The organism is Achromobacter xylosoxidans, from assembly GCF_001457475.1.
Classification (GTDB): domain Bacteria; phylum Pseudomonadota; class Gammaproteobacteria; order Burkholderiales; family Burkholderiaceae_B; genus Achromobacter; species Achromobacter xylosoxidans.
On sequence record NZ_LN831029.1, the window covers coordinates 3,040,733 to 3,064,513 of the forward strand.

The 23,781-nt window shown below is 68.6% G+C and carries 20 protein-coding genes; 7 read left to right on the forward strand and 13 right to left on the reverse strand.

Annotation, left to right across the window (positions count from 1 at the left end; translation table 11 throughout):
- Positions 1-31: 31 nt before the first annotated feature.
- From asd to AT699_RS13755, 6 genes are all read right to left on the reverse strand, one after another.
- On the reverse strand, positions 32-898 hold the full coding sequence (gene asd, locus AT699_RS13730) for an archaetidylserine decarboxylase (RefSeq protein ID WP_006386075.1): 867 nt from the start codon (positions 896-898) through the stop codon (positions 32-34).
- Between the two features lie 150 nt (positions 899-1,048).
- Positions 1,049-2,683, reverse strand: a complete 1,635-nt coding sequence (locus AT699_RS13735) for an ATP-binding cassette domain-containing protein (protein ID WP_020927567.1) — start codon at positions 2,681-2,683, stop codon at positions 1,049-1,051.
- 204 nt (positions 2,684-2,887) lie between these two features.
- A complete protein-coding gene (locus tag AT699_RS13740) occupies positions 2,888-3,769 on the reverse strand; it encodes an HpcH/HpaI aldolase/citrate lyase family protein (RefSeq protein WP_006386073.1) in 882 nt (293 codons plus the stop codon).
- 12 nt (positions 3,770-3,781) lie between these two features.
- Positions 3,782-4,501, reverse strand: a complete 720-nt coding sequence (locus AT699_RS13745; RefSeq protein ID WP_035182282.1) for a response regulator transcription factor — start codon at positions 4,499-4,501, stop codon at positions 3,782-3,784.
- A 377-nt stretch (positions 4,502-4,878) separates the two neighbouring features.
- Positions 4,879-5,385: a hypothetical protein gene (locus AT699_RS13750; protein WP_006386071.1), complete on the reverse strand. Its 507-nt coding sequence runs from the start codon at positions 5,383-5,385 to the stop codon at positions 4,879-4,881.
- Positions 5,386-5,507: 122 nt separating this feature from the next.
- Positions 5,508-6,110 (reverse strand): GNAT family N-acetyltransferase, encoded by a 603-nt coding sequence (locus AT699_RS13755; RefSeq protein WP_024068785.1) that lies wholly within the window; start codon positions 6,108-6,110, stop codon positions 5,508-5,510.
- Positions 6,111-6,238: 128 nt separating this feature from the next.
- Between AT699_RS13755 and AT699_RS13760 the strand changes: the two genes are divergently transcribed.
- Positions 6,239-7,474: an NAD(P)/FAD-dependent oxidoreductase gene (locus AT699_RS13760; protein ID WP_058207591.1), complete on the forward strand. Its 1,236-nt coding sequence runs from the start codon at positions 6,239-6,241 to the stop codon at positions 7,472-7,474.
- Between the two features lie 12 nt (positions 7,475-7,486).
- Here the strand turns inward: AT699_RS13760 and AT699_RS13765 are convergent, their stop codons facing one another.
- Positions 7,487-8,608 carry a 3-deoxy-7-phosphoheptulonate synthase gene (locus AT699_RS13765; protein WP_006386068.1) on the reverse strand — a complete coding sequence of 374 codons (1,122 nt, stop codon included), beginning with the start codon at positions 8,606-8,608 and terminating at the stop codon, positions 7,487-7,489.
- A gap of 202 nt (positions 8,609-8,810) precedes the next feature.
- On the opposite strand from AT699_RS13765, the gene AT699_RS13770 reads away from it, so the two are divergent.
- Entirely contained in the window at positions 8,811-10,037 is a 1,227-nt protein-coding gene (locus AT699_RS13770) for an EAL domain-containing response regulator (RefSeq protein ID WP_006386067.1), read from the forward strand.
- Between the two features lie 33 nt (positions 10,038-10,070).
- Here AT699_RS13770 and AT699_RS13775 read toward each other — a convergent pair whose 3' ends face one another.
- Positions 10,071-11,717, reverse strand: a complete 1,647-nt coding sequence (locus tag AT699_RS13775) for a mucoidy inhibitor MuiA family protein (RefSeq protein ID WP_058207309.1) — start codon at positions 11,715-11,717, stop codon at positions 10,071-10,073.
- Positions 11,718-11,855: 138 nt separating this feature from the next.
- Positions 11,856-12,764: a LysR family transcriptional regulator gene (locus AT699_RS13780; protein ID WP_006386065.1), complete on the reverse strand. Its 909-nt coding sequence runs from the start codon at positions 12,762-12,764 to the stop codon at positions 11,856-11,858.
- Between the two features lie 104 nt (positions 12,765-12,868).
- Between AT699_RS13780 and AT699_RS13785 the strand changes: the two genes are divergently transcribed.
- The gene (locus AT699_RS13785) at positions 12,869-14,158 is read left to right on the forward strand and encodes an MFS transporter (RefSeq protein ID WP_024068789.1); all 1,290 of its coding nucleotides are present in this window, start codon (positions 12,869-12,871) and stop codon (positions 14,156-14,158) included.
- Here the strand turns inward: AT699_RS13785 and AT699_RS13790 are convergent.
- Positions 14,094-14,393: a flagellar transcriptional regulator FlhD gene (locus AT699_RS13790; RefSeq protein ID WP_006384637.1), complete on the reverse strand. Its 300-nt coding sequence runs from the start codon at positions 14,391-14,393 to the stop codon at positions 14,094-14,096. The two genes, AT699_RS13785 and AT699_RS13790, sit on opposite strands and share 65 nt — an antisense overlap.
- Positions 14,394-14,694: 301 nt before the next feature.
- Between AT699_RS13790 and AT699_RS13795 the strand changes: the two genes are divergently transcribed.
- The 3 genes from AT699_RS13795 (at position 14,695) to AT699_RS13805 (ending at position 19,021) form a co-directional block, all read left to right on the forward strand.
- The gene (locus AT699_RS13795; protein WP_024068790.1) at positions 14,695-15,408 is read left to right on the forward strand and encodes a DUF2325 domain-containing protein; all 714 of its coding nucleotides are present in this window, start codon (positions 14,695-14,697) and stop codon (positions 15,406-15,408) included.
- 104 nt (positions 15,409-15,512) lie between these two features.
- Positions 15,513-18,527, forward strand: coding sequence for a GAF domain-containing hybrid sensor histidine kinase/response regulator (locus AT699_RS13800; protein ID WP_024068791.1), 3,015 nt, complete (start codon positions 15,513-15,515; stop codon positions 18,525-18,527).
- A 140-nt stretch (positions 18,528-18,667) separates the two neighbouring features.
- The gene (locus tag AT699_RS13805) at positions 18,668-19,021 is read left to right on the forward strand and encodes a hypothetical protein (RefSeq protein ID WP_006386061.1); all 354 of its coding nucleotides are present in this window, start codon (positions 18,668-18,670) and stop codon (positions 19,019-19,021) included.
- A gap of 113 nt (positions 19,022-19,134) precedes the next feature.
- On the opposite strand, the gene AT699_RS13810 is transcribed toward AT699_RS13805, so the two are convergent.
- Together AT699_RS13810 and AT699_RS13815 are read right to left on the reverse strand one after the other, a co-directional pair.
- Complete coding sequence (locus tag AT699_RS13810; RefSeq protein WP_024068792.1) at positions 19,135-20,574, reverse strand: RNA polymerase factor sigma-54; 1,440 nt, start codon at positions 20,572-20,574, stop codon at positions 19,135-19,137.
- A 214-nt stretch (positions 20,575-20,788) separates the two neighbouring features.
- Positions 20,789-21,700, reverse strand: a complete 912-nt coding sequence (locus AT699_RS13815; protein WP_045953520.1) for a sigma-54 interaction domain-containing protein — start codon at positions 21,698-21,700, stop codon at positions 20,789-20,791.
- Positions 21,701-21,904: 204 nt separating this feature from the next.
- Here AT699_RS13815 and AT699_RS13820 point away from each other — a divergent pair, with 204 nt between their 5' ends.
- Positions 21,905-23,275 (forward strand): sigma-54-dependent transcriptional regulator, encoded by a 1,371-nt coding sequence (locus AT699_RS13820; protein ID WP_024068794.1) that lies wholly within the window; start codon positions 21,905-21,907, stop codon positions 23,273-23,275.
- A 34-nt stretch (positions 23,276-23,309) separates the two neighbouring features.
- Here the strand turns inward: AT699_RS13820 and AT699_RS13825 are convergent, their stop codons facing one another.
- Entirely contained in the window at positions 23,310-23,708 is a 399-nt protein-coding gene (locus AT699_RS13825) for a hypothetical protein (RefSeq protein ID WP_020927585.1), read from the reverse strand.
- Between the last annotated feature and the right edge of the window lie 73 nt (positions 23,709-23,781).

The window sequence follows — 23,781 nt, forward strand, 5'->3', positions numbered from 1 at the left end:
CAGTCGCGCGAACCGCCCCATGCCGTCGGTTTCAGTCCCGCGGCAGCGCCAGCAATTCACCCATGCGCACCGGGCCACGCACCGAGGGCGTGTCGGCCCAGCGGATCCTGCCCGGCCCGAACAGCACGATCGCGGTCGAACCCAGCTTGAAGCGGCCCATCTCGGCGCCCTTGGCCAGATGGATCGGCGCGCGCGCGGCGTCGTCGTAGCGCACCGCCTTGACGCGGCGCTTGTACGGCGTGACCAGCCCGGCCCACACGGTTTCGATCGACGCCACGATCATGGCGCCGACCAGCACCACGGCCATCGGCCCGTGTTCGGTGTCGAACAGGCAGACCACGCGCTCGTTGCGCGCGAACAGGCGCGGCACGTTGCGCGCGGTCAGCGGGTTGACCGAGAACAGCCGGCCCGGCACATGGATCATCTCACGCAGCGTGCCGGCCACCGGCATGTGGACGCGGTGGTAGTCCTTGGGCGACAGGTAGATGGTGGCGAATTCCCCGCCCTGGAAGGGCGCGGCGCGTTCGGCGTCGCCGCCGAGCAGTTCGGTCAGGCCGTAGCTGTGGCCCTTGGCCTGGAAGATGCGGCCATGTTCGATGGCGCCCATCTGGCTGATGGCGCCATCGGCGGGGCACAGCACGCCGCCGGGCTCGTCATCGAGCGGACGGGCGTCCGGCTTGAGGGCGCGGGTGAAGAAATCGTTGAAGCAATCGAAGGCCAGCGCGTCTTCCTGCTCGGCTTCGCGCATGTCCACGCCGTACTTGCGTACGAAGCGCGAGATCATCCAGTTCTTGATCGCGGGTTCCCGGCAGTCCGAGGCGTAGCCGAAGAGGCGCGACACCAGGTGATGCGGCGCGAGGTATTGGCTGGCGAGGAAGAGTTGGTCTTTGATCGGCATCTAGGGCGCTAAAAAACGCGTCCCGCGGACAGCGGGACGTGGTTGGGGTTGACGCGAATAGGCCTGCGCCCGGCGTGCAAACGACGCGATTGTAACGCGTTCGTCCCGCCAGTGGACCTCCTGTCGGAAGGTGTTTGCGGCGGCGCCCGCTCAGGCGGCGGCCTTGGCCGACAGCTTGGTCTTGTAGAGCCAGTCCTTGTAGTCGTCCAGGTCGCCGTCGAACGGGCTGAAGCGGCCGTCGGCGACGATGATGAACTGGTCGGTGGTGGCGCGCAGCAGGTGGCGGTCGTGAGAGACCAGCACCAGCGTGCCTTCGAACTGCGCCAGCGCGGTGGTCAGCGCTTCGCGGGTTTCCAGGTCCAGGTGGTTGGTGGGTTCATCGAGCAGCAGCAGATTGGGGCGCTGCCAGACGATCAGCGCCAGCGCCAGGCGCGCCTTCTCGCCGCCGGAGAAGGGCGCGATCGAGCTGGTGGCCATGGCGCCGTTGAAATTGAAGCTGCCCAGGAAGTTGCGCAGTTCCTGTTCGCGCACCGTGGGCGCGATCTTGGTCATGTGCCACAGCGGCGATTCGTCGTGGCGCAGCATCTCGACCTGGTGCTGGGCGAAGTAGCCGATCGACAGGCCCTTGTTGAACTGCGTCTCGCCGGCCAGCGACTGCAACTCGCCGGCGATGGTCTTGATGAAGGTCGACTTGCCGGCGCCGTTGATGCCCAGCAGGCCCAGGCGCTGGCCCGCCTGCAATGAAAAGTCGATGCCCGACACGATGATGCTGTCGGAGGTGACGCCGCTGTCCTCGTCGGTGTTGCGGTAGCCGGCGCTGACCTTGTCCATCGTCAACAGCGGATTGGGCGCGCGCAGCGGCTCGCGGAACTCGAACGAGAACTCGGCCGCGGCGCGCAGCGGCGCCACTTCTTCCATGCGGGCCAGCGCCTTGATGCGGCTCTGCGCCTGGCGCGCCTTGCTGGCCTGGGCCTTGAAGCGGTCGATGAAGGATTGCAGGTGCGCGCGCTGGCGCATCTGCTTTTCGATCATGCCCTGCGCCAGTTCCAGTTGAGCCGCGCGCTGGCGCTCGAACGACGAGTAGTTGCCCGAGTAGCGCTTGAGCTTGCGTTCGTCGATGTGGACGATGACGTTGACCACGCCGTCCAGGAAGTCGCGGTCGTGCGAGATGACGATGAGCGTGCCCGGATAGCGCTTGAGCCAATCCTCCAGCCAGATGATGGCGTCCAGGTCCAGGTGGTTGGTGGGCTCGTCCAGCAGCAGCAGGTCGGACGGGCACATCAACGCCTGCGCCAGGTTCAGCCGCATGCGCCAGCCGCCGGAGAAGCTGGTGAGCGGCAGCTGCATCTGCGCCTGCGTGAAGCCCAGGCCGGTCAGCAATTGCTCGGCGCGCGAGTGCACCGTGTAGGCATCGGCGTCGGCCAGCGCGGCGTAGATATCGGCCATGCGCAGGCCGTTCTCGGCGCTCTCGGGCTCCGCTTCCAGCGCGGCCAGCTCGGCTTCGAGCCTGCGCAGCGTGACGTCGCCGTCGATGGCGTATTCGATGGCGGGACGGTCCAGCGCGGGCGTTTCCTGCGCCACGTAGGCCATGCGCCAGCTGGCGGGATAATCGAGGTCGCCCTGGTCGGCGTGCAGCGTGCCGCGCAGCAGGCCGAACAGGCTCGACTTGCCGGCGCCGTTGGCGCCGATCAGGCCGATCTTGTCGCCGGGGTTGAGCAGCAGGTCGACCTTGTCGAACAAGGGCTTGACGCCGCGCATCAGTGAAACTTGTTGGAAGCGGATCATGAATCGTGTGGCTGGAGGGCGCGCAGGGCGCGCGGCAAGGCTCCCGCCACAAGCTGCGGCGCAAAAAGGGGAACCGTGGAGGAATCGCGCCGGCGGCGTGGCAGGGTGGGCCGCGCCAGGCGCGACAGGCGGATGGGGCAGGGCGCCCATCCGATCGCGGCCGCTATTGTAGCTGGCCGCGCGGACCGTCGCCCCGCGTGGTGTTCAGTCCGGATCCGGTTGGCCGGCGATCGCGGCGGCCAGGGCCAGCAGGCGTTCGGCTTCGCGCGCATGCAGGTTCTCGACCAGGGCGCCGTCGACCACCGCCACGCCCCGGCCCGCCGCCCGCGCCGCGTGCCAGGCTTCCAATCGCCTGCGCGCGCTGGCCAGCTCGGCGTCGGTGGGCGCGAAGGCGGCATTGGCCGCTGCGATCTGCCTGGGGTGGATCAGTGTCTTGCCATCGAACCCCTGGTCGCGCCCCTGCTTGCAGGCGGCGGCCAGGCCGGCGTCGTCGTCCAGGTCCAGGTGCACGCCATCGAGGACCGCCAGGCCATGGGCCCGCGCCGCCAGCACCGCCAGCGAGCGCGCCAGCAGGGTTTCGTGGCGTTCCGGGGTATGACGCGCATGCAGGTCCTTGACCAGGTCGGAGGTGCCGACCACGATCGCGGCGAGGCGGGGATGGCCGCCGGCGATGGCGTCGAGGCGCAGGAATCCCAGCGGCGTTTCCGCCATGGCCCACAGCGGCAAGGTGGCGGGCGCGCCAGCAGCATCCAGGGCGCGCGCCAGCGCATCGAGTTCGGCCGCCGATTGCACCTTGGGCAGCAACACCGCGTCGGCGCCGGCGCGCGCGATGGCGCGCGCATCGTCCAGGCCCCACGGCGTATCGAGGGCGTTGATGCGGACCACGCATTCGCGCCGCCCGTAGCCGCCGGCGCGCAGGGCGGCCACCACCTGTTGCCGCGCAAGCGCCTTGGCGTCCGGCGCGACCGCGTCCTCGAGGTCGAGGATCAGCGCATCGGCGTCGAGGTCGCGGGCCTTGTCCAGGGCGCGCGCATTGGCGCCAGGCATGTAGAGGACGGAACGGCGAGGGCGTGCGGTCAGTGGCATGGCGGCGATTGTTCAGGACTGGAGGTTGCCAACGATCTGCACAGGCATGGTGCAGACGTAGCCGACGCCATAGACCGTGCGGATGCCCATGTCGGCGCCCGCCTGCGCCCGCAGTTTGCGGCGCAGGCGGTGCATGTGGGCATCGAGCCGATGCGTGTCGTAGGCTTCGGCGCTGGCGCCCAGGGCCTCGACCAGCCGGCCGCGCGAAAGCGGCAGCGGGGCGGCCTGGATCAAGGCGCCGATGAGGCGGCTTTCGGTATCGGTGATGTCGACGTGGACGCGCTTGGGCGACACCAGCATGCGGCGCGCCGGGTCGAAGCGCCAGATCTCGGCGGAGGGGGCTTCGGGGTCGACGGCCGGCACCACCCGCAGGCGTCGCGACAGCGACACCAGCGTCGCGCCCAGTTCGGCCAGGTTGACGGGCTTGGTGAGGTAATGGTCAGCGCCCAGGCTCAATCCCGACACCTTGTCTTCGCTCAGCAGGCGGCCGGTCAGCATGATGATGCCCATTGACGGATAGGTGGTGCGCAAGTGCGACACCCGCGCCAGGCCATCGCCGTCCGGCAGCATGGCGTCCAGCACCAGGATGCCCGGCGTGACGCTCAGCAGCAACTGGTCCAGCTCGGCCAGCGATCCGGCGGTGAGGATGGCTTCGCCCAGGCCGAGGTCGTGGATGAATTCGGCGATGGTGTCGCGCCAGTCCCCGTGATCGTCGACGATGATGATGGTCACGGCGCCGGACAAGCTAGCGGTTGTGCTCGAGGCGCTCCAAGGGCAAACACGCTTTCCGCTCCTTTCATGCTACGGCTTCTTATTGGTGTGGGTGAGTCCGCCGGGCGCGGGCGCAGGACCGGAAGGCACGCCAACCGGTGTGGTCCCCTCGAGGCGCTTCGCGGAGAATATCATTATCGCCGTTGCGGCGGCGCCGCATATTGCGATGCAACGCGCCCGACGCGGCCGGTCCGGCCGAGGAAATGGGGCTGATCAAAAAATGCGCAGCCCCTGCCGTGTGGCGGGAACGGCCAGCAGCCGTGCGCGGGCGACTTTTTTATCCACAGAAACTGTGGATAAAAAACAGCGGCTGGAAGTTGTTCACCGCCAGGGCGCCATCACTCGGCGCCCGTTCGCGGGTCCGCCAGGTATTCGACCGGCACGCCCTGCGGCACGCGGCGCACGCGGTCGCGTTCGATGCGGGGCGGAGCGAATCGCGTCTTGCGCGCGGCCGCATTCTGCAGCAGGACCGACAGCACCGCGCCCTTGTCCTGGATCCATTGGGTCTTGCCGCGCAGCAGCTTCATCGCATTCTCGGCGGTTCCCAGTTTGTAGGACATGGAGTTGATCTGCACCGCGTTCTTGCCATCGAAAGCAGACTCGTCCTGCTCAGTAATGGCCGCCGCGTCGAGGTTGTTGCTTTCGTGGTCGACGCGGTAGATGAATTTGATGCCGCTGAACGGGTCGCGCACGACGACGAGCTTGTCCGAGCCCGAGACGTCCGACAGCATGCCGATGACCGGCGACTCGACCAGCTGGTTGCCCCGTTGCTCTTCGGTGTAGATGAAGATGCTGCGGCGATTGTGCCCGAGCGACGCGGGCGGGGCGAGGGGAGAACGATCCATACCTGACTTGAGAAGGGCGGGGAGGGGCAGAACCCGTCCCGCGGTACTGCGTTAACGGCCTCGAGTCGCGGGAACTTGAGTGCCGGCCATGATGAAACCACAAAGAGCGAGCGCCGCGACGTTCAGGGCGCGCGCCGCAGGCGCGCCAGCAGGCGCGCTTTGGCGGCGGGCCAGTCGTCGTCGAGAATGGCGAAATAGACCATGTCGCGGGTGCGTCCGGACTGCGCGATCAGGTGCTTGCGAAACACGCCTTCCTCGACGCCGCCGATGCGCAGGATGGCTTGCCGCGATTGCACATTGGCCGCCTCCGTCTTGAATACGACGCGTATGATACCAATTGTTTCAAAGGCGTGCTGCAATAAAAGATATTTCGCTTCGGTGTTGGCGCCGCTGCGCTGGCTGGCGGGTGTCAGCCAGGTGGCGCCGATCTCCAGGCGCCTGTGCGGCAGCGCGATATCCATGTACCGGGTCGTGCCGATGACCTGGCCGTCGGCGCGGCGGACGATGGCGAACGGCAGGCAGGCGCCCGCCGCCTGGCCCGCCAGGGCGCGTTCGACATAGCGGCGCATGTCCGCGGCCGACGCCACCGGTTCGGGCTGCAGCCGCCACAGTTCCGGATCGAGGCCGACTTGCGCGAGCGGACCCGCGTGGTCCAGCGTCAGGGGTTCCAGACGCACGATCTGGCCATCGAGCGTGACCGGTTGAAGGGAAGCGGGGGCGGGCATGGCGTGGCTCCGTGAGCGCGTCGGGGTCGGGCGCGGACCGTCGTGGCAGGCCTCCCCGGGGCGACGGATGATTCTACGCCCGCGGTCGTGGCTTGCCGAACCCCTCGCGGCGGCGCAGAATGCCGCGCATGAAAACAGACGTGGTAGTCCTGGGCGCGGGTATCGTCGGCGTGAGCGCGGCGCTGCATCTGCAGGCGCGCGGCCGCGCGGTGACCCTGCTGGACCGGCGCGGTCCGGGCGAGGAAACCAGCTACGGCAATGCCGGGTTGATCGAACGCGCCAGCGTCATTCCCTATGCCTTTCCGCGCGACTGGCGCAGCCTGTTGCGCTATGCCGGCAACCGCCGGCCCGACGTCCGCTACCATGCGCGCTTCCTGCCGCGCATCGCGCCCTGGCTGCTGCGTTACTGGTGGCATTCCGCGCCGCCCCGGCTGGCGCGGGCGGCCGCCGCCATGCTGCCGCTGATCGAGCGCAGCGTGGCCGAGCACGACGCGCTCAAGGACGCGGCCGGCATCGGCCGGCTGTTCCGCCGCAATGGCTGGATCGACGGCATGCGGACCCAGGCCAGCCTCGATGGCGCGGTCGCCGAGGCCGCCGCGCTGGCGGCCTACGGATTGGATTACGCGGTGCTGGACCGCCAGGGCCTGGCGGCGCTGGAACCGTCATTGTCGTCGCGCCTGGTGGGCGCGATCCATTGGCGCGATCCGGTCAATGTATCGGACCCGGGAGCGGTGGCGCGCGGCTACGCGGCCTTGTTCCAGCAACGCGGCGGCATACTGGCGCGGGGGGATGCGCGCACGCTGGAGTCGGTGTCCGGCGGCTGGCGGGTGCGTGGGGCGACGGGGCCGCTGGAGGCGCGCGACGTGGTGGTTGCGCTGGGCCCCTGGTCGCCCGATGTATTGCGGCCGCTGGGATATCGCATACCGATGGCGGTCAAGCGCGGCTATCACCAGCATTTCGCGCTGGAGGGCGGCGCCGCGCTGTCGCGGCCGGTGGCCGATATCGACAGTGGTTTCGTGGTATCGCCCATGACGCTGGGCCTGCGCCTGACCACCGGGGCCGAGTTCGCGCCGCGCGACGCGGCGCCGACGCCGGTACAGGTGACGCGTACCCGGGCGCTGGCGGCGCAACTGCTGCCGCTGGGCGCCGCGGTGGAGAAGACGCCCTGGATGGGATGCCGGCCGTGCATGCCGGACATGCGGCCGGTGATCGGCCCGGCGCCGCGCCATCCGGGATTGTGGCTGGCGTTCGGCCATGCGCACCACGGCTTCACGCTGGGGCCGGTGACCGGCAAGCTGCTGGCCTGCCTGGTGACGGGGCAGGCGCCGGACATGGACCCGGCGCCTTACGCCTTGAACCGCTGAGGCGGCGCCGGTTCAGGCGTGGGCGCGGCGCTCGCGCACCGCTTGCGCCAGCAGGTCCAGCACCGGCAGCGTCTGGGCCCAGCCCAGGCAGGCGTCGGTGATCGACACGCCATGGCGCAACGGCTGGCCCGGCTTGAGATCCTGGCGGCCTTCCTCGAGGTGGCTTTCGATCATCACGCCGGTGATGCGGCGATCGCCGCGGCTGAGCTGGGCGGCGATGTCGCGCGCCACGTCGACCTGGCGCAGGTGCGACTTGTTGGAATTGGCGTGCGAGCAATCGATCATGACCTGTTCGCGTTGGCCGGCGGCGCGCAGCACGGCGCAACAGGCGTCGACGCTGGCCGCATCGTAGTTCGGGCCTTGCTTGCCGCCGCGCAGGATCACGTGGGTGTCCACGTTGCCGCGGGTTTCGAAGATGGCGGCCATGCCCATCTTGGTCATGCCCATGAAGGCATGCTTGGCGCTGGCGGCGACGATGGCGTCGGCCGCGATCTGCACGCCGCCGTCGGTGCCGTTCTTGAACCCCAGCGGGCAGCTCAGGCCGGAGCTGAGCTGGCGATGGCTGGGACTTTCGGTGGTGCGCGCGCCGATGGCGCCCCAGGCGATCAGGTCGGCGATGTATTGCGGGCTGAGCAGATCGAGGAATTCGGTGGCGATCGGCAGGCCCAGGCCGCTGATGTCCAGCAGCAGCTCGCGGGCACGGCGCAGGCCTTCGTTGATGCGGAAGCTGCCATCCAGGCGCGGGTCGTTGATGTAGCCCTTCCAGCCGACGGTGGTGCGCGGCTTTTCGAAGTACACGCGCATGACGACCAGCAGGTCATCGCGATACTGGTCGGCGGCGGCGCGCAGCTGGCGCGCGTATTCCATGGCCTGGGCGTGGTCGTGGATGGAGCAGGGGCCGACCACCAGCACCAGGCGGTCGTCGCGGCCGTGAAGCACGTCGGCGATGCGGGCGCGGCTGTCTTCGACCAGCGTCTGGATCTCGGCCGAAACCGGCAGTTCGTCCTGCAGCAGGGCGGGCGAAATCAACGGCCGCACGGCGCTGATGCGGGTGTCGTCCGTGCGGGTGTTGTCCTGGGTGGCGTCGGCCGTGCCGACCTCGCGGTCGTGCAGGGGATCGTCAATGCGGGTCAAGGGAAGCTCCGTGCCATAGATGCGGAAAAGAGCGTCATTATCGCACCGGCGGGCTTCGTCCGTCCGGGCTATGTCCCCCACGGTCTAGGCCGATCGGCGGCCGCGGGGGCGCAATAGGACCTAGCCCGTCGTCGCCGGCGCTACAGTCGCGGAAGATGCCGTAGCATGGAGGGACCATGCCGACATCCCGAGGACGTGCGCGATGCCCAAGACCGACGCCGGTGCCAACCGACGGATCCTTCTGGTGGAAGACCACCCCGTGGAGCGGGCCTATCTGCAGAATATGCTGCTGGCGCTGGGCTATCGCCGGGTCGCGGGCGTGGGCAGCAGCACCGAAGCCGTCAGCGCGCTGGCGCGCCAGGCCTACGACGTGGTGATCAGCGACATCGTCATGGGCGAAGGTGACGGCACGCGCCTGCCGACCGAGTTGCGCCAGCTGGTCGACGGAGGCCGGCTCAAGAGCATGCCGCCCATCATCTGGATCAGCAGCCTGTCGGACGAACTGCTGCAGTCGCACGTGCGGCTGGCGCTGCAGGGCGGCTGCCCGTCGTCGCTGGCGCTGTCCAAGCCGGTCTCGCGCAACGCCATGCAGCATGCCGTCAAAATGGCCCTGCACAGCATCGAACACGGCACGACGGCTTCGCCGCGCCAGACGGCCGTGCGGCGCGATGAAATCGAGGCCGAACTGGGCCATGCGCTGAGTTCGGGCGAGGGCATGAGCGTGGTGCTGCAGCCGCAGGTCGACCTGGACAGCGGTCGCGCCGTCGCGGCCGAAGCGCTGTCGCGCTGGACCCATCCATCGTTGGGCGCCATTCCCGCCGTTGACTTCGTGCCGGCCGCGCACCGGCTGGGGCTGGACCAGACCCTGTTCAACCGCGTTGCCGATTGCGTGGTCGAGGTGCAGGTGGCGATGCACGCGGAGGGAATCGCGGTGCCGATCGCGATCAACGCATCGGCCTCGACGCTGTGCGCGCCCGGCCTGCCGGACGCGCTGGAAACGCGCGTGACGCAGGCCGGCCTGCCGACCCGCCTGGTCAAGGTGGAGCTTACCGAGGACGAGCCGGTCACCGACTGGTTGACGCTGTCGTCGGCGCTGAACCTGCTGCGGGTGCGCGGCTTCGAGCTGGCGATGGACGACTTTGGCGCCGGCATTGCGTCGATGCGGCTGTTTTCGGCCATGCCGTTCACGGAACTGAAGATCGACCGCGATTTCATCGTCCACATGCACCGCGAGCCGGCGTCGCGCGCGGTGGTGGCGGCCGCCATCGAAATGGGGCGCGTCCTGGGGCGCCGGGTGGTGGCCGAAGGGGTCGAGCAGGAGCGCGACATCCAGTTGCTGCGCGAACTCGGTTGCAAGGTGGCGCAGGGCTATGGGATTTCGGTGCCGCTGCCGCCGGACGATTTCATCGCGTTCTGCCGCCGGCGATGAGCGCCCCGGCGGCAGCCGCGAAGACGGTCGTCGTCAGAGGCCGGCCACGTCGATGTCGCCCGGATGATCGACCGAGAACTTGAACACCACGTCGCGCGACTTGCCCGGTTCCATTTCCCAGTTCCAGACCAGCACGCCGTCGTCTTCGCGCTTGATGTCGCGTTCGGCGGGCGACAGCAGCTTGACTTCGATCTTCTCGTTGCGCGAGATCGGCAGGCGATCCTTGAAGGTGACCTGTTCCTTGGTGGCCTTGTTGTTCTTGACGGTGATCTTGTACTCGTAGGTCACGCGCTTGCCGTTGCCGGAAAAACCGGTGCTTTCGGTGAAGCGATTGACCAACTGGCGCTTGATCGAGATGCCGTCGTCGGCGCCCAGCGCCAGTTCGAGTTTCTCGCCCGGCATCACCGTCTTCATGGAAGAGGCGGCGACGAAGGCGTCATCCAGGAAGGTATTGAGCGTGCCCGCCAGGAACGGGTAGTCGGTGCCGTTGCTGGCCAGGGCGGTCAGGAAGGCCGCCTCGCGCAGCGCCGGCGTGGATTGGTATTGCAGCGTGGCGGGCAGCTTGGCGGTGGTGATGGCGACGCGCTGCACGCTGTTGTCCGACGGCAGCGTGGCCGGGGCGCGGATCTGGAACGACGCGCTGGTGGCCTCCGACTGTACCGCGGCGGTCGAATCCTTGACGTCTTCCAGCGCATACGCTGCCTCGTCAGCGGCCATCTCGGCACTGGCCTTGGGGCTCATGCGCGCGCGAGATTCGTTGCGCATGACCGGCGCGGGGGCCGTCGCCGGCATCGGCCTGACAGGTTGCGGCGGCGCCGCCACGTCGATGATCCACGGATTCAGCTTGGGCGCGCCGCCGCCCAGGGCTGGTTGCGCGGTCGACAGCGTCAGCTTGACGTTGTTCCAGTCCTCGCCGGTGTTCTGCCGGATGACGCCGAAATAACCCAGGTCGACGCTGCGGTCGGCCGGGCGCAGGCGCGCGTCGTAGGCAGGCGTCCAGCGGGCCCCGGCGACTGCGTAGGAGACGTTCAGGTCGAGCTTGCCGGCGCGCGCCAGGTTGACGCGCAGCGTGACGGTCTTGGTGCGGCGGTTGATCTGGCCCTGCAGCTGGCCCAATTCGCCTTGGGCGGCGGACAACTGGCGCTCCAGGTCCTCGCGTTGCTCGGCGACACGACGCAGGCCGGCCAGCACGCGGTTGAGCGTGTCGGCGCTGAGCGACTGGATCGCCTTCAGTTCATCCAGGGTCGGACGCGGACCCTCCTTGGCCGGTTCGGTGGCGCCCCGTTGCATCATCGCCACCAGTTCGCGCTGGTTCTCCAGCACCGCCGCCTCGTCGTCGAGCGCGGCCTGCTGGCCCTCGATCTTGCGGATCTGATCTTCCAGCTGCTTGACGCGGTCGTTGGGCGTATCGGCCTGGAAGGCGTCGCGCACCCGCACGTCCAGCAGGGTGGCCTGGCCGGTGCTCTTGGCGGACACCTGCAGCGAGTTTTCCTGCAGGCTGGCCGGCAGCTTTTCCAGCACCAGCTCGTGCTCGCCGGCCGGCAGGTCGCTGCTGGCGGCGCGGGTGACCACGGCGCGGTCCTGGTAGACCGTGACGGCGCCGATGGAGGAGGCCAGTCCGGCCGCCGCGGCCAGACCGGGAAGCGTGGCAAGGGCCACAGCCAGGAGAGTACGTTGCACGTGTGCACCTATGGGCGGGTTGCGCCGGCCGGGCCCCGCCAGGGGGCCTCTGCGGCGATAGCGCGACAATTTACAGGGCGCCGCGCCGCCGGGGTTTACAGGAGGTGACAAAGGCGACAAGGCGATACCGGGCGGGTTTCACGCTGGCGCCGCGTGTTCCGGGTGGGCCAGCCCCCGCAGCATCTGGACCGCGTTGCGCGCGGCGATGGAGCGGTCGTGGCGGCGGTAGGCCATGTCCAGCAAGGCATGCGGCGCATCGCCCTTGATCGGCCGGTACTCGATGCCTTGCGCGCCCATGTGGCGCATGGCCGCCGGCACGATCGAGATGCCCACGCCCGCCGCCACCAGGCTGACGATGGACGCCATCTGCGGCGCCTCCTGGATCACGCGGGGCGTGAAGCCGGCGCGCAGGCAGGCGCCCTGGATGGCATCGTACAGGCCGGCGCCGATCGGGCGCGGATAGAGCACGAAATCCTGGTCCGCGAGGGCGGCGATGGGCACGCTGCGCTTGCGGCTGAGCGGATGGCCGGGAGGCAGGGCGATCAACATCGGTTCGTCCAGCACGCGCTCGGATTCGAACTCCGGGTCAAGCACGTAGGGCGGCCGCACGAATGCCACGTCCACGGCGTTCTCGCGCAGGCCGCGCAGCAGGCTGATGGTGTTGCTTTCCGTGAGGCTGATGCGCACGTCGGGATAGCGGTCGCGGAACGCCCGGATGGCGCGCGGCAGATAGGGATGGAACACGGCCGAGGCCGTGAATCCGACGGTGATGGCGCCATGCTCGCCCCGTCCGAGGCGGCGCGCCGTGTCGATGGCGCGGTCGGCGCTGGCCAGGATGGCGCGCGCGTCTTCCAGGAATTGGGCGCCGGCCTCGGTCAGTTCGACGCCGCGCGGCAGGCGCAGGAACAGCGGCGTGCCGATCTCGCGCTCCAGTTGCTGGATCTGCTGGCTCAGCGGCGGCTGGCCGATACCCAGCCGCGCGGCGGCGCGGGTGAAGTGCAGCTCGTCGGCGACCACGGTGAAATAGCGCAGGTGTCTCAGTTCCATCGTTATTAAATATAGCGAGTGCCGGTTTCATATATTGGACATATGCAGGGGAAAAGTCTACTTTGATCGCACGGGCCGTTGCCCGGTGTTTTTCGAGAATCCCGATGTCCACTGCTTCCGCCGCTTCCGCCTCCGCCCCTGGCGCCGCGTCCCCCGCGCCGCAGCCCGATTACCTGGCGCGCGGCACGCCGGCCCTGCGGCGCGCCCAATGGGCGCTGTTCGCGGCCGGTTTTTCGACCTTTTCGCTGCTGTATTGCGTGCAGCCGCTGATGCCGCTGTTCACGCAGGCCTTTGGCGTGTCCCCGGCCGAGAGCAGCCTGGTGCTGTCGCTCTGTACCGGCCTGCTGGCCATCGCCATCTTCCTGGTCGGCCTGTTTTCCCAGGCGTTGCCGCGCAAGCGGATCATGGCGCTGTCGCTGCTGGCCTCGGCCATCCTGGGCACGGCGGCGGCGATCGCGCCCGACTGGCACAGCCTGCTGGCGTTGCGCGCCCTGCAAGGCGTGGCGATGGGCGGGGTGCCGGCGGTGGCCATGGCCTACCTGGCCGAGGAAGTCGAACCCGACACGCTGGGTTTCGCGATGGGGCTGTACATCAGCGGCAGCGCCTTCGGCGGGCTCTCCGGCCGCGTCATCACCGGCCTGGTGTCGGATCATTTCGGATGGCGCGCGGCCTTGGGCACGCTGGGGCTGCTGGGCGTGGTGGCGGCCGTGCTGTTCATCTGGCTGCTGCCGGCCTCGCGGCGCTTCACGCCGCGGCGCCCGCGCGGCTGGGCCGGCGTGGCCGGCGACGTGCGCGCCGGCATCGGCGCGCATCTGCGCAACGGCCCGCTATGCGGCCTGTTCGCCATGGGCGGCCTGTTGATGGGCGCGTTCGTCACGGTCTACAACTATGTCGGCTTCCGCCTGCTGGCGCCGCCGTTTTCGCTGAGCCAGACGTTCATCGGCTTCATTTTCGTGGTGTACCTGGTCGGCATTTTCGCTTCCACCTATTTCGGCCGCCTGGCCGATCGCCATGGACGCGGCGCCATGCTGGCGGCCGCGACCGGCCTGGCGCTGGCGGGCCTGCTGCTGACCCTGTCGGATGCCTTGCCGCTGCTGATCGCGGGCATCGTGGTGTTCACCTTCGGATTCTTCGCCGCGCATGCGGTGGCCAGCGGTTGGGTCGGCCAGATGTCGCGCGGCTACAAGGCCTTGGCGGCTTCGCTGTACCTGCTGGTGTATTACGTCGGCTCCAGTGTGCTGGGTTCGCTGGGCGGACATTTCTGGACCGATGGCCGTTGGCCGGGCGTGGCCGCCATGGCGGGCGGCCTGCTGGCGTTGGCATTGGTCATCAGCGCGGCGCTGTACTGGCGCACGGCGCCTCGGCCGCCAGCGTCGCGTCCATGCCCTGACTGAGGGCCGCCAGCAACAGGTGCGGTTCGAGGCTCAACTGGGCGAGCACCACGCTGCATCGGGACAGGCGGGCGAGGTCTTGCGGCCCCAGGGCGGCCAGCCACTGGCAGGCCTGGACCGACATCTGCATGCCCGCCAGCGCCGGCAGGTTGCCGGTGCGCGCCATCCGCTGCAACAGCAGCAGATACATGAGATTGGTTTCGTGGATGTCGCGCAGAAGTTCGGCGGATCTCGGCATCGGGTGCCCCTCACTTCATTGAGTCCGCGGCCAGGCGGCCGCGGCCGGGAACAGACAAGGCGCGAGCGTCCTGGAGGGGCGTCTGATCAAGCCGGCGGGCTTGCGTGCCGCGGGCTTGTGTGCCGGTATGGTCCGTTGATCATATTTAAGCGGTCCGGGGCCGTCAGTAATGGATTTCCCGCAGCAGGGCGGGGGATATCGTTATATCGGTAAACAGACGCATTCTCATTTATAATGCCTCGCATGTCGACGGCGCCGCCCACGCGGATGCCATGTTGCCCGCCATTCCGAGAGGCCTCCGATGACCCTAGCTTTCCAGGCGCCCAATTCGCTGCACCGCGAACACGCGGCCTTGCTCGTCGCCTACGGCCAGGCCCAGGCGCGCTGCAGCCGCCTGCTGAGCGCCCAGGCGCAGCGCATCCAATGCCTGGAAGCCGAGGTCTTCAAGCTGCGCGCGGCGGTGATCCAGCGCGATACGGCGCTGGCCTGGGCGCGGGAAGATCGCGCCGCGCTCGAGGGCGCGATCCCCGGGCTGCCCCGGCGCGTGGCGCTGGCGCGGCGCGTGGCGCAATTGATGGAGCGGGTGCAGAACCTGATGCGCGAGCGCCTGGCCTGGCAGGACCGTGCCGCCCAGGCGCGCGCCCATCCGCTCGATTCCGCGGCGGAGCCGACGGTGCCCGCCGCGGTCATTGCCGCGGCCACGCTGCGCGAAAAATCCGTGCTGTGCGTGGGCGAGGATGCCATGGCCCTGATGTTGACGCGAAAGGTGGTGGAAATGGCTGGCGGGCGCTACCTGGGCCATTGCGGCGGTGAAAGCACCGATGGCGACACCCTCGAAGCCAGCCTGGTGGCGGCGGACCTGGTCATCTGCCAGACAGGTTGCGTCAGCCACGGCGCCTATTGGCGCGTGAAGGACCACTGCACCCGCACCGGCAAGCAATGCGTGCTGGTCGACAAGCCCGAGGCGCTGACGGCGCTGGGGCTGGCGCGCGAAAGCGCCGAATCGCCGCGCTGAGTCCCCCCCTGGGTCCTGCTATATCGCCGTAATGCCGCGTTACCTAGGGTTGCGGCTGTTGCGGCGTGCTCGCAATACAGTCTGGAAACCCTGCAGGAGATTCCATGCTGACCCAGCGAGACCGCGTATCCCATCCCTGGACCGACACGCTCGCGCGGCTCGAGGACGAGCGCGTCATGCTGCAACGCATTGCCGCCGGCGTGCCGCTGGCCGAGGTGCTGGGGCACATGCTGCACGCCATCGAGGCCCAATCCAGCGTTGAACTGCGCGCCTCGATCGCGCTGGTCGACGAAACCGGCGCATTCCTGCGCCATGGCGCCGCGCCCAGCCTGCCGGCGGCGTTCAATGCCGCGATCGATCCGGCGCCGATCGGGCCGCAGATGGCCTCGTGGGGCGCGGCCGCGCATTGCGGCTGTCCGGTGTACGTCGAGGACATCGCCACCCACCCGGCCTGGGCGCGGTGGCGCTCGCTGGCGCTGGCGCACGGGCTGAGGGCGTGCTGGTCCACGCCCATCAAGGCGGCGGATGGGCATCTGCTCGGCGTGTTTTCGAACTACTACATGGCGCCGCGCTCTCCCACGGCCGATGATATCGACGCCATCGCCGTGGTCACGCGCAGCGCCGCGCTGGCGATCGAGCGGCACTTGACCGAGACCGCGCTGCGCCGCAGCGGCGAACGCTGGCGCGCCATGTTCGAGGGCATGCAGGAGGCGTTCTTCCTGAGCGAGGCGCTGCGCGACGCGCAAGGCCGTATCGTCGATTTCCGTTTTATCGAGGTCAACCCGGCATTCGAGCGTCAAAGCGGCATGAAGGAAGGCGATACGCTCGGCCATACGCTGCGCGAGATGATTCCCGGCGTGCCGGACCAGATCCTGGACACGTTTGCGCAGGTGGTCGAAAGTGGCGTGCCCGCGCAGTTCGAGTTCGCCGTGCCCGCGCCGCGCCAGGCCTGGTACGAGGCGCGCGCGCGGCGCCAGGGCGATAACCAGATGATGGCGCTGTTCCTGGATGTCACCGCGCGCAAGGCCGCCGAGGCGGAGCTGTGGGAAGGCCAGCACCGCAAGAATTTCATGCTGGGGCTGGGCGACCGCATGCGCGAACTGCAGCAGCAGTCGGCGATCGAGCAGCTTGCCTGCGAAAGCCTGGGCCAGCACCTTGCGCTTGGCCTGGTGGCGGTGGTGGACTGGCCGGGGGAGGGGACCGAACCGGTGCTCTCGACCGAATGGCGGCCGCTGACGGCCCGCGACGCGATGCAGGCGGGGGCGGACGCCACGCTCCTGGACGAGCGCTTGTGCGAGGCGCTGCGCGGCGGGCGCACCGCTTTCATGGAACCGCTGCTGGCCCAGCCCGATGGAGATATCGTGCCGTCCGCCATCGTGGTGCCGATGGGCCGCTGGGGGCGCCAGGGCGGCGCGCTGGTGGCCCGGCCGGCGCCCGGCGCCCATCTGCGGCGCGGCGATATCACCTGCATCGAGGAGGTGGCCGAGCGCCTCTGCGGCGCGGTCGAGCGGTCGCAGTACGCCCGCATGCTGGAGCAGCGCGTCGAGCATGCCATCGCCGAGCGCGATCGCATCTGGCGCCTGTCGCCGGAATTGCTCGCGGTGATCGACAGCCAGGGGCGCTATGCCAGCGTGAATCCCGCGGTGCGATCGATCCTGGGGTGGACCCCGGAACAATTCCTGGCGATGGGATTGCGCCAGCAGATCCATCCGGACGATTACGAGGCCACGCGCGCGGCGCTGGCGCAGGCCCGGCACGCGCCGGCATCGCAGGGGGTGCGGCACCTGGAGAATCGCATCCTCAAGCGCGACGGCAGCTACGCCTGGATCACCTGGAGCATGTCCTGGGCGCAGGACAGCCTGTACATGGCGGGCCGTGACGACACCGACCTGAAATCGCAGGCCGAGACGCTGCTGGAAACCGAGAATGCGTTGCGCCAGGCGCAGAAGATGGAGGCGGTGGGCCGGCTCACCGGCGGCATCGCGCACGATTTCAATAACATGCTGCAGGGGATCACCGGCGCGCTGTATCTGATCCAGCGCAAGCTGGCGGCGGGCACGCCGGAGCAGGCGACGCGGTTTGTCGGCGTGGCGATGGACTCGGCCAACCGCGCGGCCCATCTGACCCAGCGCCTGCTGGCGTTTTCGCGGCGCCAGCCGATCGATCCCCAGCCATTCGCGGTGGCCGCCACGCTGCAGTCGATGGTGGACCTGTTCCATCGCTATACCGGCGAGGCCGTGTCACTGGTCTTCGACCTGGAACCCGGCCTGTGGCCGGTGCGCTGCGATCGCAACCAGTTCGAGAGCGCGGTGCTGAACCTGGTGATCAACGCCTGCGACGCGATGCCTGACGGCGGCACATTGACGGTGTCGGGCTCGAACACACAGCTGGACGCAAGCTTCCTGCTGCCCTATCCGGGCATACCGCCCGGGGCGTTCGTCGAGCTGCGGGTGACCGACGTGGGCTGTGGCATGACGCCGGACGTGCTGGCGCATGCCTTCGATCCCTTCTTCACCACCAAGCCGCTGGGGCAGGGCACGGGCCTGGGCCTGTCGATGATCTACGGCTTCGCCAAGCAGGCGGGGGGCATCGTGACCCTGGAAAGCCAGGTGGGCGCCGGCACCTCGGTCAGCATTTTCCTGCCGCGCTTCGAAGGCGTCACGATCGCGCCGGCCGCGTTGGCGCCCACGGCCGGGCCCGTGGCCGGCGGAGCGCGCCAGGCGGTGGTCATGGTGGTGGAGGACGAGGCCAATGTGCGCGAAATGGTCTGCGAATGCCTGGCCGAGCTCGGCATGCGGGTATTGGCGGCGGAAGACGGCGACACGGGCCTGGAACGGCTGCGCGCCCATGCCGATATCGACCTGTTGATCTCCGACGTGGGGCTGCCCGGCCTGAATGGCCGCCAACTGGCCGACGCCGCGCGCGCCACGCATCCGGGCCTGAAAGTGCTGTTGATGACGGGCTATGCGGAAAGCGCCGCGCGGGGCTCGGGCTTCCTTGACACCGGCATGGAGCTGATCGTCAAGCCGTTCGCGCTGGATGCGCTGGCGCAGCGGGTGCAACGCATGCTGGAATCCTCCGGCGCGCATACCGATAGCGCACGCCTGCCGACGCGATGACCGGGTTGCATGTGCGGGGGGCATGACGAGGTTTCAAGCGGCGGTAAAAATTGCCGCTGGCGCAACGCCGTCCGCGGGCGGTGGGCCACGGGAATGGGGATTGCTATAGGAACAGGGCAACCTGACCAAGGAGTGAACCCATGAAAATCCGTGCGTTGACCTATGCCGTCGTCGTGGCCGCCAGTCTGGGCGGCTCCTCCGCCTGGGCGCAATCCGCCAGCCCCACGGCGCCATCCACCACCCCGAATGACGGCACCGCCGTGCAACCGAACCGGCCGGTGCCGCCGGGCCAGGCCGCCCCGGCGCCGAACGCCACGCCGAGCACGCAGAGCATGCCGCCCAATGTGGACAAGCGGGGTACCACGCCGTCCTCGGACAAGCGCAGCGGCGAAATGCCGAACCGCAATAGCGAGGCCAATGACAATGTGCCGCGCACCCCAGCGGCGGGCGCCACGCCGCCTCCGGGCTATCCCAACACCGGCGGCAGCAAGTAGATGTGGCGGCGGCCCGCGCGTCCGCCGGGGCGCGCGGGCCGTGTCGGCCCTGGACGCCACGCGGGGAGCGATCCTGATCGCTCCCCGCGTGGCGTTTCAACACGACAAGACGGTCAATGGGCGCGTCGCAATTCAGCGGGAGGAAGGCGCAATTGGCCACGATACTTCGACACGGTGCGGCGTGCCAGGACGATGCCGTTGGCGGCCAGTTGCTGGGCCAGGGCGACGTCGGACAAGGGCATGGCGGGGTCTTCGGCCTCGATCAGTTCCTTGATCAGCGCGCGCACCGCGGCGGCCGAGCAGGTCCCGCCCGAGTCGGTGGCCAGCTCACGCGAGAAGAAATGGCGGAACTCGAAGACGCCGCGGGGCGTCACCATGTACTTGCTGACCGTGGCGCGTGACACCGTGGATTCATGCATGTCGAGGTCATCCGCCACTTCCTTCAGCATCAACGGCCGCAGCGCCACTTCCCCGTATTCGAAGAAGGTCTGCTGACGCTTGACGATGGCCTCGGCGACACGCTGTATGGTGGTGTAGCGCTGCTCCACATTGCGCACCAGCCAGCGGGCCTCCTGCAGTTCCTGCGCCATGGGGCTGCGGTCGTCCAGCCGGGCCCGCCGGAACAGGTCGGCATAGACCTGGTGCAGGCGGGCCTGCGGCATCGCGCTGCGATTGGGCACGACGCGCCAGCGCGAGCGCCATTTGTCGACGAACACGTCCGGCACCACATAGACCGGCGCCTGCCCGTCATAGCGGCGACCCGGCTTGGGGTCCAGATTGCGGATGAGCGCGCAGGCCTCGCGCAACGCGTCGTCGGAGCAGTTCAGCGCCCGCCGCAAGCCGGCGACGTCGTTCTTGGCGAGCCGGTCGATCTGCCCGCGCACGATATCCAGCGCCAGTCTGCGCAGCGACGCGTCGATGCCGGGCGCGGCTTCCAGTTGCAGCGCCAGGCACTCCGGCAGATCGCGCGCGGCCAGGCCCGGCACATCCAGTTGCTGCACCAGGCGCAGCGCCGCCAGCCATTCGCTGTCATCCGGCGGGGGGGTGAAATCGGCGTTCAGGGCATTGCACAGGTTCGCGGTCGGCGTGCGCAGATAACCGTCCTCGTCGAGCGCATCGATGATGAATTCGGCCAGCAACCGGTCGCGCGGCCCGAGCCGGTAGTTGCCCAGCTCCAGCGACAGCTTTTCGCGCATCGACACGGGCGCGCTGGCCCACTGGCTGAGGTCGTGGTCTTCGCCGTCGCCACGGGAAGGAACGGGATAGTCGCCCGCGTATTCGGGCGTGGTGGCGGCAGGTTCCAGGGTGACCTGCGTGGTCTCGCCCGCTGGTGTTTCGGGTTCGGACGGATCGCCGACGGGTGGCGCGGTGGGTTCAGTGGCGTCCTGCGCCGGGTCCGGCACTTGCTCCTCGACTTCCTCGAGAAACGGATTGCTCGCCAGTGCCAACTCGACGGCGGTGGTGAATTCGAGCGCCGACATCTGCAGCAGCTTGACGGACTGCTGCAACCGGGGAGCCAGCGTCATCTGCTGGCGCAGGCGCAATTCTTGCATCGGGTGTCCCAAGAAACTCTCCTGCAACGCGGGCCGCCGGAAGGGCGGCGCATTCCTGGAACGATGCAATAATCATGCCAAGCCGCCCAGCGGGCGGGAGCGCGGCTTGCGGCGCCTGCGGCGCCGGCCGGGTTTACAACAAGACGGTAAATATTGCGCCCGGGCTGGGGACGGAGCGATCCCGTCGCCGCCGCCGCGCGCGCCGGTACGCCGCTCAGGCGCCGCCCACATCCTTTTCGTAGACGTCCAGGCGGTTGTATAGCGTCTTCAGGCTGACACCCAGGGTTTCGGCCGTCAGGCGTTTGTCGCCGCCGTGATGGGCCAGGGTGGCGAGAATGAAGTCGCGCTGCGCGTTGCCCAGGGCGGTGCCCACCGGGAAGCTCAGGGCGCCGTCCTTGAACTCGGCGTGGGGCGCGGCGCGCGCGCGCGGCAATTCCGCGTCCAGTTCCTCGTCGCACAGGATGTAGGCGCGCTGCACGGCGTTGCGCAGTTCGCGCACATTGCCCGGCCATTCGTGCCGGCCGATGGCCTGCAGCATCCGTGGCGAAAATGTCTTGCTGGTGCCGTGGCGGGCGTTCAGTTCATTCAGAAAGTGTCGCGCCAGCGTCACCGCGTCGCCATCGCGCTCGCGCAGCGGGGGCACGCGCAGGGGGATCACCAGCAGCCGATGCAGGAAGTCCTGCCGCAGGCGGCCGTCGGCCACCGAGGCCGCCGGATCGCGATTGCTCGCGCACAGGATGCGCGCATTGGCCCGCAGCAGGTCGGTGCCGCCCACGCGCTGGTAAGTGCCGGTTTCCAGGACGCGCAGGAAATGCACCTGCATGTCGGGCGGCATTTCGGTCACTTCATCCAGGAACAGGGTGCCGCCGCTGGCCGATTCGAAGTAGCCGGCGTTCTGCGCCACGGCGCCGGTGAAACTGCCTTTTTCGTGGCCGAACAATTCGGCATGCGCCAGCGAACCGCTGATGGCGCCGCAGTTGACGGCGATGAAGGGATGGTCGCGGCGCTCGCTGGCTTCGTGGATGGCGCGCGCCACCACTTCCTTGCCGGCGCCGCTTTCACCGACGATGAAGACGCTGGCGTCAGTTTCGGCCGCCAGGCGTACCTGGGTGGCCAGCTTCTGCATCACGGGGGACAGGCCGGAAACGTTCATGATGCCATCCATGGTAGTGGGCGCTACGCGCCAGCGATGCGACCAGTTGCAAGTAATCGAAAACTTTAGTGGATCGTATCGAATATTTACGTCACGCCGCCGCAGCTTCGCTATGCTCGAACGTGGCCGCAGCGGCGCCAGGCGCCATTGCCCGGGCCCCAGGTTACAGGAGACGCCATGCCACACCTGCTGATCGTCGATGACGACGATGCCATTCGTGAAACCCTGGCCGAACTCGGTCGCGACAGCGGGTTCACGGTGGCGCTGGCCGCCAGTGTCAAGGACGCGCTGATCCAGCTCGAGCGCCAGGCGCCCGATCTGGTGCTGACCGACGTGCGCCTGCCTGGCGGCAGCGGCATGGACATCTTCAAGAATGTGGCGGTGGCCAGCGCCGAGGTCGTGGTGATGACGGGGCACGGCACCGTCGACAATGCCGTCCAGGCCCTGCGGCTCGGCGCCACCGACTATCTCGTCAAGCCGATCTGCATGGAGCGGCTGAACGGCATCCTGGCGCGCATCATGTCCAATACCGGCCGCGAACTGCCGGGCACGCCGTTCGAGGCGCCCGGCCGTTTCGGCAAGATGTACGGCAGCTCGGCGCCGATGCGCGAGCTGTATCGCCAGATCGGCCGGGTCGCGCCCACCGGCGTCACGGTGTTGCTGGTCGGCGAGAGCGGCACGGGCAAGGAACTGGCCGCCCATGCCATCCACGAATTGAGCACGCGGCGCCAACGGCCGTTCATCGCGGTCAACTGCGGCGCGATTTCGCCGCACCTGATCGAAAGCGAAATGTTCGGCCACGAGCGCGGCAGCTTCACCGGCGCGGACCGCCAGCACAAGGGGTATTTCGAGCGCGCCGATGGCGGCACGCTGTTCCTGGACGAAGTCACGGAGATGCCGCTCGACCTGCAGGTCAAGCTGTTGCGGGTGCTTGAAACCGGCCAGTTCATGCGGGTCGGAACCAATCGCGAAATCGGTTGCGATATCCGCATCGTCGCCGCCACCAATCGCAACCCCGAACAGGCGGTACAGGAAGGCAAGCTGCGCGAGGACCTGTATTACCGCCTGAACGTATTCCCCCTGGAACTGCCGCCGCTGCGCGAGCGCGGCGAGGACATCCTGTTGCTGGCCGATCGCTTCCTGCAGGCGCAGAACGAGGAGACCGGCCGCTCCAAGGCGTTTTCGGCGCGTGCCGCGGCGGCGCTGTCGCAATACGAATGGCCCGGCAATGTGCGCGAATTGAAGAACTTCGTGCGCCGCGCCTTCATCATGGCGGAAGGCGACGAACTCGATGCCGACCTGCTGGCGCCGCAGGTGTCGCCCAGCGGCGACGTGGCAGGCGGGCAGGTCAGCGTGCCGGTCGGGGAGACGTTGGCGGAAGCGGACCGTCGCCTGATCCTGGCCACGCTCGAGCGCTGCAAGGGCGTCAAGAAGCAGGCGGCGGCCGTGCTGGGCATCAGCCCGAAGACGCTCTACAACCGGCTCGAGGAGTATGCGGCGGCGGGCTACACGCTGCCCGGCGAGGCGCCGGCGGAAGGCGCGCGCTGAGGCCGCCTTCCGCCTCGTATCCCGCCGCTTCCCGTCACTTGCCGTGGCGGGTCTTCAGGTCGGCCAGGCAGGTGTCCTTGGCATTGCCGGACATTGCATCGCATTTTTCCTTGCCGACCTTGTAGTCGGCCTCGTTGCGCGCCTTGGCCGCGTCATGATTGGCTTCAGCCTTTTCCTTGCCGGCCTTGGCGTCGGCCCTGGCCTTGTCGCGAGTGGCCTGCGCCTGCTGCTCGCAGACGTCCTTCTGGTTGCCCTTCATCGCGTCGCACTGTTTCTTGTCCATCTTGTATTGATTGTCGATCTGTTCGTTGCTGCGCACGGCGGAGGAGGCGCCCGAGGCGGTCTGCGCGGCCGCGGGCAGGGCCAGCGCGGACAGGCCCAGCGCCGCGGCCGGAATGAGCGTCAGGGACAGGCGGATCTTGGACAGATTCATGGATGGCTCCTTCGGATGGGAATAGGGCGGGCCGGAAAATGGGCCGCCGTGCGCGGGTGAGCAAGCGGCGTGC

What these genes read in the sequence shown, in the direction of transcription:
- asd (WP_006386075.1), bottom strand. Translation starts at nt 898, where the DNA reads ATGCCGATCAAAGACCAACTCTTCCTCGCCAGCCAATACCTCGCGCCG.
- AT699_RS13735 (WP_020927567.1), bottom strand. Translation starts at nt 2,683, where the DNA reads ATGATCCGCTTCCAACAAGTTTCACTGATGCGCGGCGTCAAGCCCTTG.
- AT699_RS13740 (WP_006386073.1), bottom strand. Translation starts at nt 3,769, where the DNA reads ATGCCACTGACCGCACGCCCTCGCCGTTCCGTCCTCTACATGCCTGGC.
- AT699_RS13750 (WP_006386071.1), bottom strand. Translation starts at nt 5,385, where the DNA reads ATGGATCGTTCTCCCCTCGCCCCGCCCGCGTCGCTCGGGCACAATCGC.
- AT699_RS13755 (WP_024068785.1), bottom strand. Translation starts at nt 6,110, where the DNA reads ATGCCCGCCCCCGCTTCCCTTCAACCGGTCACGCTCGATGGCCAGATC.
- AT699_RS13760 (WP_058207591.1), top strand. Translation starts at nt 6,239, where the DNA reads ATGAAAACAGACGTGGTAGTCCTGGGCGCGGGTATCGTCGGCGTGAGC.
- AT699_RS13770 (WP_006386067.1), top strand. Translation starts at nt 8,811, where the DNA reads ATGCCCAAGACCGACGCCGGTGCCAACCGACGGATCCTTCTGGTGGAA.
- AT699_RS13780 (WP_006386065.1), bottom strand. Translation starts at nt 12,764, where the DNA reads ATGGAACTGAGACACCTGCGCTATTTCACCGTGGTCGCCGACGAGCTG.
- AT699_RS13785 (WP_024068789.1), top strand. Translation starts at nt 12,869, where the DNA reads ATGTCCACTGCTTCCGCCGCTTCCGCCTCCGCCCCTGGCGCCGCGTCC.
- AT699_RS13790 (WP_006384637.1), bottom strand. Translation starts at nt 14,393, where the DNA reads ATGCCGAGATCCGCCGAACTTCTGCGCGACATCCACGAAACCAATCTC.
- AT699_RS13795 (WP_024068790.1), top strand. Translation starts at nt 14,695, where the DNA reads ATGACCCTAGCTTTCCAGGCGCCCAATTCGCTGCACCGCGAACACGCG.
- AT699_RS13800 (WP_024068791.1), top strand. Translation starts at nt 15,513, where the DNA reads ATGCTGACCCAGCGAGACCGCGTATCCCATCCCTGGACCGACACGCTC.
- AT699_RS13805 (WP_006386061.1), top strand. Translation starts at nt 18,668, where the DNA reads ATGAAAATCCGTGCGTTGACCTATGCCGTCGTCGTGGCCGCCAGTCTG.
- AT699_RS13810 (WP_024068792.1), bottom strand. Translation starts at nt 20,574, where the DNA reads ATGCAAGAATTGCGCCTGCGCCAGCAGATGACGCTGGCTCCCCGGTTG.
- AT699_RS13815 (WP_045953520.1), bottom strand. Translation starts at nt 21,700, where the DNA reads ATGCAGAAGCTGGCCACCCAGGTACGCCTGGCGGCCGAAACTGACGCC.
- AT699_RS13820 (WP_024068794.1), top strand. Translation starts at nt 21,905, where the DNA reads ATGCCACACCTGCTGATCGTCGATGACGACGATGCCATTCGTGAAACC.
- AT699_RS13825 (WP_020927585.1), bottom strand. Translation starts at nt 23,708, where the DNA reads ATGAATCTGTCCAAGATCCGCCTGTCCCTGACGCTCATTCCGGCCGCG.